At 69.1% G+C, this 5701-nt stretch carries 6 protein-coding genes and 1 pseudogene; all 7 read right to left on the bottom strand.

Features of this window, described 5'->3' with window-relative positions; all coding sequences use genetic code 11:
• Positions 1 to 882: pseudogene (locus K9U41_RS21505) on the bottom strand (fibronectin type III domain-containing protein); the annotation flags it as partial.
• A gap of 294 nt (positions 883 to 1176) precedes the next feature.
• The gene (locus K9U41_RS21500; RefSeq protein WP_432715841.1) at positions 1177 to 2343 is read right to left on the bottom strand and encodes an MFS transporter; all 1167 of its coding nucleotides are present in this window, start codon (positions 2341 to 2343) and stop codon (positions 1177 to 1179) included.
• A 38-nt stretch (positions 2344 to 2381) separates the two neighbouring features.
• Positions 2382 to 3104 carry an arsenical resistance protein ArsH gene (arsH, locus tag K9U41_RS21495; RefSeq protein ID WP_282642885.1) on the bottom strand — a complete coding sequence of 241 codons (723 nt, stop codon included), beginning with the start codon at positions 3102 to 3104 and terminating at the stop codon, positions 2382 to 2384.
• Positions 3101 to 4156 carry an ACR3 family arsenite efflux transporter gene (gene arsB / locus K9U41_RS21490; protein ID WP_282642884.1) on the bottom strand — a complete coding sequence of 352 codons (1056 nt, stop codon included), beginning with the start codon at positions 4154 to 4156 and terminating at the stop codon, positions 3101 to 3103. Before arsB ends, arsH begins: the two co-directional genes overlap by 4 nt.
• 23 nt (positions 4157 to 4179) lie before the next feature.
• A complete protein-coding gene (arsC, locus tag K9U41_RS21485) occupies positions 4180 to 4605 on the bottom strand; it encodes an arsenate reductase (glutaredoxin) (RefSeq protein WP_282642883.1) in 426 nt (141 codons plus the stop codon).
• A gap of 8 nt (positions 4606 to 4613) precedes the next feature.
• Complete coding sequence (locus K9U41_RS21480; RefSeq protein ID WP_282642882.1) at positions 4614 to 5168, bottom strand: arsenate reductase ArsC; 555 nt, start codon at positions 5166 to 5168, stop codon at positions 4614 to 4616.
• Positions 5161 to 5520, bottom strand: a complete 360-nt coding sequence (locus K9U41_RS21475) for an ArsR/SmtB family transcription factor (protein ID WP_282642881.1) — start codon at positions 5518 to 5520, stop codon at positions 5161 to 5163. The genes K9U41_RS21480 and K9U41_RS21475 overlap by 8 nt, the downstream gene beginning before the upstream one ends.
• Positions 5521 to 5701 lie beyond the last annotated feature (181 nt).

Genomic DNA, 5701 nt, shown 5'->3' with positions numbered 1-5701 from the left:
CCCCTGGCCGCCCCCCTGGCCCGATCCACTTGCGCCGGAGAGAAGCGTGGCCCATTCGTCGAGGACCACGGCGCTGCGCGACGCGATGTTGGCCGCCGAAAGCGCGGCGAGGGTCACGCCTTCCAGCGTATAGCTCTGCTGGGCCGCGGGCATCAGGATCACCACCGAGCCGTTCAGCTCGACCACGGAGAAGTCCTGGGGCGTCAGCCAGCCGAAATCGAGCTTGTCCGTGGCGGGATCGAAGGCGAGCACCGTCTGCGTGTTCCAGTTCCAGGCCAGCGCCGTGGTGACGGCATCGCCGGTGCCGGGCGCGACCGTTCCGCCGCTTCCCGCCGGACTGGCCAGCGCCTGGCTCCATTCGGCGAGCACGGCGCTGTCCTGGCTCGCGATGCTGGCCAGGGAGAGCTGGGAGAGCGTCACCCCGTCCAGGATGTAGGTCTGGCGCTCGGCCGCCATGTAGATCACCACCGAGCCGTTGACCTCGGCAATGGAGAAGTCGGTCGCGGAAAGGCCGCTGAAATCGAGCTTGTCCGCGGCGGGGTCGAAGGCGAGCACCGTGTCGGTGTCGCGGGCGAAGGCGAGCGTGGTGAGGGTGCCGCCGGCTGGCGCGGCGGAGCCGCTCGCGGCAATCGCCGCGCTCCATTCCGCAAACACCGAGGCATCAAAGGCGCTGATGTTCGCCAGCGACAGATCGGAGAGGCTGACGCCTTCGAGCGTGTAGCTGTGGGAATTGGCCGGAAGAGTGATGACCACCGAGCCGTTCACTTCGGAAATGGTGAAGTCGTCGGCATTCAGCCAGCCGAAATCAAGGATATCCGCGGCAGGGTCGAATGTGACGACCTTATGAACGCCCCATGACCATGTAATTGTTCTCGTTGCCATGTTGCCGTCCGCCCCGTCGGGAACACCAAGGCACAGGGTGCACATGGCAAACGCAAGGGCAAGCAAAAAGCCACAACTCATGACCGCAAGGCGGTATCTGACCGTGTATTCGCAATTTGCGAAATAGCGTTTCTGGACCTCGCTTGTGGTTCGACTTGCAGCTGTGCAGACGCCCTGCCGTCTTCAGGACCGCCGGGAGGGCACGACGACCGGTTTTTCCTGCGCAACGGCCTGGATAATGAAGTCTATAGCCGCGCCAGCGCCCGCACATCCCAGGGGATCAGGACCGCACGGTCAACGGGACCGCCAGAGCAGGCCCAGCAGCGCGCCCGCGCCCACCGCCAGCAGCACCAGCAGGACGAGCACGGCCCCGGCCCCGGCGATGGTCAGAACATACGCCGCCCCGAGCGGCGCCAGGGCCTGGGCCAGAAGCGCCGGCCGCGCCAGCCGTCCCGCCAGCACCGGATAGCGTTCCGCCCCCAGCAGCGCGAGGGGGACCGACCCCTTGGCGATGGAGAAGAGGCCGTTGCCGGCACCGTAGGCGACGAGCGCCGCCGCGATGAGGGGGAAGCCGGCGGCCAGCAGCGCCAGCCCCACGCCCATGAGCCCCACCGCCCACGTCATGGTCCACAACGGGTGGTGCCGTCCGCCGCTGGCCTGTTCGATGGCGCGGGCGGCGACCTGGGATGGCCCGAGCACCGCTCCCGCCGCCACCGCCTCCACCAGGCTGAAGCCCTTCGCATGGAGCAGGGCCAGAACCTGAACGGACATGGTGGAGGCTATGGTCCCGATGAGGGTGACGATTCCTCCCAGCAGCAGGAAGGTGGCCAGCTCCCCGCCTTGAAGCACGATGGGCCGACCTCCGGCGCCCCCGTCCCGACGCCCGGTCCCGCGCCGTGGGGCAGGAAGCACCATCGCCAGCAGGGGAACGCACACCATCGCCTGCACCGCCGCATAGGCGAGGCAGGTGCCGCGCCAGCCGAGGTGCGCGGCAAGGAAGGCCGAGATCGGCCAGCACACGGTGCTGGCGAAGCCGCCCCACAGGGTGAGCGAAGTGATCGGGCGACGGGCTGCGGCGCCATAGAGCTGGCCGAGGGTGGCGAAGGCCGCATCATAGAGGCTCGCCGCCATGCCGGCGCCGATGATGCACCAGCCGAGGGCGAACAGGGGGAGGCTCGGCGCCAGCGCGATGGTGAGCAGCCCGAGGGACAGGAGGGCGCAGCCCGCCATCAGCACCGGCCGGCCGCCATGGTCACCGATCAGCGCGCCGACCCGCGGCGAGGCGAGCCCCGCCACCAGCAGCCCGAGGGACAGGCTGCCCACCACCCATTGCAGCGGCCAGCCGGTGTCCTCGGCGATGGGGGCGGCAAGGACCGCAAGCAGGTAGTAGGATGAGCCCCAGGTGAGGATCTGCACCACGCCGAGCGCGACGATGATACCTCGTGCCGCCCCCGGCGCCACGCCCTCCGCCTCGGCCGCCGTCCCGGCACCCTGCCCCGTCACCGCGCCGCCGCGTCGAGCGCGAGCCGGGCCTCCAGCGCCTCGGCGGCTTCCTTGCGCTCGCTGTAGCGGTCGGTGAGGGTGGGCGCCACGTCGCGGGTCAGCAGCGTGAACTTCACCAGTTCCTCCATCACGTCCACCACGCGGTCGTAGAAGGGGGAGGGGTTCATCCGCCCCGCGGGATCGAACTCCGCATAGGCCTTGGCCACCGAGGACTGGTTGGGGATGGTCAGCATGCGCATCCAGCGCCCCAGGATGCGCATCTGGTTGACGGCGTTGAAGGACTGGGAGCCGCCGCACACCTGCATCAGCGCCAGGGTGCGGCCCTGGGTGGGCCGGATGGCGCCGATGGCGAGGGGGATCCAGTCGATCTGCGCCTTCAGCACCGCGCTCATGGCGCCGTGCCGCTCCGGGCTGCACCACACCTGCCCCTCGGACCACAGGGCCAGCTCGCGCAGCTCCTGCACCTTGGGATGGTCCACCGGCGCGCCGTCCGGCAGCGGCAGGTCGTGGGGGTCGAAGATGCGGGTTTCGGCGCCGAAATGCTGCAGCAGCCGCTCGGCCTCCAGCGTCAGCAGGCGGCTGTAGGAGCGCTCCCGCAGCGAGCCGTAGAGCAGCAGGATGCGCGGCGGATGCCGGGACGGCGCGGCCGGGAGCAGCCGGTCGATGGACGGGATGTCGAGGAGGCGCGCGTCCAGGTTGGGCAGGGTATGGTCGCTCATGGCGTCTGGCGCGCCGGCTTTGCGGCCTGCCCCCCGCGCTCGTACCAGCCCTTGGAGCGGTTCACGATCCACACCACCGAGAGCATCACCGGCACCTCGATGAGCACCCCCACCACGGTGGCGAGCGCCGCCCCGGACTGGAAGCCGAACAGGGAGATGGCCGCCGCCACCGCCAGCTCGAAGAAGTTGGACGCCCCGATGAGAGCGGACGGCCCCGCCACGCAATGCTCTTCGCCTGCGATGCGGTTGAGGATGTAGGCGAGGCCCGAGTTGAAATAGACCTGGATCAGGATCGGCACCGCCAGAAGCGCGATGACCAGCGGCTGGGCGATGATCTGCTCGCCCTGGAAGCCGAACAGCAGCACCAGCGTTGCCAGCAGCGCCACCAGCGAGACCGGGCCGAGCTGCGCCAGCACGCGCTCGAGGGCTTGCGGCCCGCCCTGCGCCAGCAGCCGCCGGCGCACCAGCTGCGACACGATCACCGGCACCACGATATAGAGCACCACGGACAGCACCAGCGTGCCCCACGGCACGGTGATGGCGGAGAGCCCCAGCAGCAGCGCCACGATAGGCGCGAAGGCCACCACCATGATGGCATCGTTGAGCGCCACCTGGGACAAGGTGAAATGGGGTTCGCCGCGGGTCAGGTTCGACCACACGAACACCATGGCGGTGCACGGCGCGGCGGCCAGGATGATGAGGCCGGCGATATAACTGTCGATCTGGTCGGCCGGCAGCAGCGGGCGGAACAGCCAGCCGATGAACAGCCAGCCCAGAAGCGCCATGGAGAACGGCTTCACCGCCCAGTTCACCAGCAGCGTCACGCCGATGCCGCGCCAGTGGCGCCCCACCTCGCCCAAGGCGGCGAAGTCGATCTTCAGCAGCATGGGCACGATCATCAGCCAGATGAGCACCGCCACCGGGATATTCACCTTCGCCACCTCCACGGCGGCGATGGCCTGGAACGCCGAGGGCGCCAGATGGCCCAGCGCGATGCCGACGATGATGCACAGGCCGACCCAGACGGTGAGGAACCGTTCAAAAATGGACATGATCGCAATCTTTCTATCGGGCTTCAGCCGGCGGCGACGGGATGGCCGGCCTCATCCACCACCCGTTCGCCGTCTTCCTTGGTGAAGGCACCCTGCTGGGGCGGCAGCAGGTCCAGCACCAGCTCGGACGGCCGGCACAGGCGCACGCCCTTGGGCGACACCACCAGCGGCCGGTTGATGAGGATGGGATGGGCCATCACGGCGTCGAGCAGGGCGTCGTCGGTGAGCGCGGGATCGGCGAGGCCAAGCTCGGCATAGGGCGTGTCCTTCTCCCGCAGCGCGGCGCGCACGGTGAGGCCGGCGCGGGCGATGAGTTGGGCCAGAAGCGCCCGCGACGGCGGCGTCTTCAGGTATTCGATCACATGCGGCTCAATGCCCGCATTGCGGATCATGGCCAGGGTGTTGCGCGAGGTGCCGCAGGCGGGGTTGTGGTAGATGATCACGTCCATGGCGGGCCTCAGGCGACGTCGGTACGGGGCTGGGTGGTGCCGTCGAGCCGGCCGATCTCCCGCAGTTGCGCGCCGAGGGCAAGCCGGTCGAGCTTCGCCATGGGCAGCGCGGTGAAGACCGAGATCCGGTTCCGAAGATAGCGGAAGGCGGCGACGAAGGCGGCCTCCTTCTGGATGTCGGTGCCCTCCACCGCCGCGGGGTCCTCGATGCCCCAATGGGCGGTCATGGGCTGGCCCGGCCAAAGCGGGCAGGTCTCGCCGGCGGCATTGTCGCAGACGGTGAAGACGAAATCCATCACCGGCGCGCCGGGCGCCGCGAACTCCGCCCAATTCTTGGAGCGGAAGCCCTCGGCCGGATAGTCGAGGGCGCTCAGCACCTTCAGGGCAAAGGGGTTCACCTCGCCCTTCGGCTGGCTGCCGGCCGAGAAGGCCCGGAAGTGCCCGGCGCCGTCCTTGGCCAGGATGCTCTCGGCGAGGATGGAGCGGGCGGAATTGCCGGTGCACAGAAACAGCACGTTGTAGACGTGCCCGGTGATGGCGTCAGGCCTCTTCGCTTCAGGCATGGGGGTCCCCGGTGGGTTCGCAGGCGCAGGACAAAGCGGCGACGGCGGGGGCACACACTTCGGGGTGGCCCTGGCAACAGTCGCGCATGAGGAAGGCGATCAGCCCGGAGAGAGTCGGATAGACCGCGCTGTAGAGGATGGAGCGCCCCTCGCGCCGGGACAGCACCAGCCCCGCCTGCTCCAGGTGGCTCAGGTGAAACGACATGCGCGAGGACGAGGCCCCGCCCATGGCCGCGCCGATGGCGCCGGCGGGCAGGCCTTCCGGGCCGGCTTCCACCAGCAGCCGCACGATGCGCAGCCGCGTCTCCTGCGACAGGGCGGCGAAGGCGGCGAGGGCGTGGGCTTCATCCATCTCAACACCTCAATATGGATTGAGATATTGACTAAAGCGGATGGCGTTGGCAAGCGATTTGGTGGGGGCGCGCCTCCTTTCGAAACGAAGCGCCGTCACCCCCTCTTCCGCGTGCGGGGGAGGGCTGGGGAGGGGGCAGCCCCGCATGGAAAACGGCGCGACGCAGGGAGAGGCTCCAGCC

Source organism: Xanthobacter autotrophicus, assembly GCF_029991245.1.
Taxonomy (GTDB): domain Bacteria; phylum Pseudomonadota; class Alphaproteobacteria; order Rhizobiales; family Xanthobacteraceae; genus Xanthobacter; species Xanthobacter autotrophicus_C.
This window is presented reverse-complemented; position numbering and strand designations above follow the sequence as displayed.

What these genes read in the sequence shown, in the direction of transcription:
- arsH (WP_282642885.1), bottom strand. Translation starts at nt 3,104, where the DNA reads ATGAGCGACCATACCCTGCCCAACCTGGACGCGCGCCTCCTCGACATC.
- arsB (WP_282642884.1), bottom strand. Translation starts at nt 4,156, where the DNA reads ATGTCCATTTTTGAACGGTTCCTCACCGTCTGGGTCGGCCTGTGCATC.
- arsC (WP_282642883.1), bottom strand. Translation starts at nt 4,605, where the DNA reads ATGGACGTGATCATCTACCACAACCCCGCCTGCGGCACCTCGCGCAAC.
- K9U41_RS21480 (WP_282642882.1), bottom strand. Translation starts at nt 5,168, where the DNA reads ATGCCTGAAGCGAAGAGGCCTGACGCCATCACCGGGCACGTCTACAAC.
- K9U41_RS21475 (WP_282642881.1), bottom strand. Translation starts at nt 5,520, where the DNA reads ATGGATGAAGCCCACGCCCTCGCCGCCTTCGCCGCCCTGTCGCAGGAG.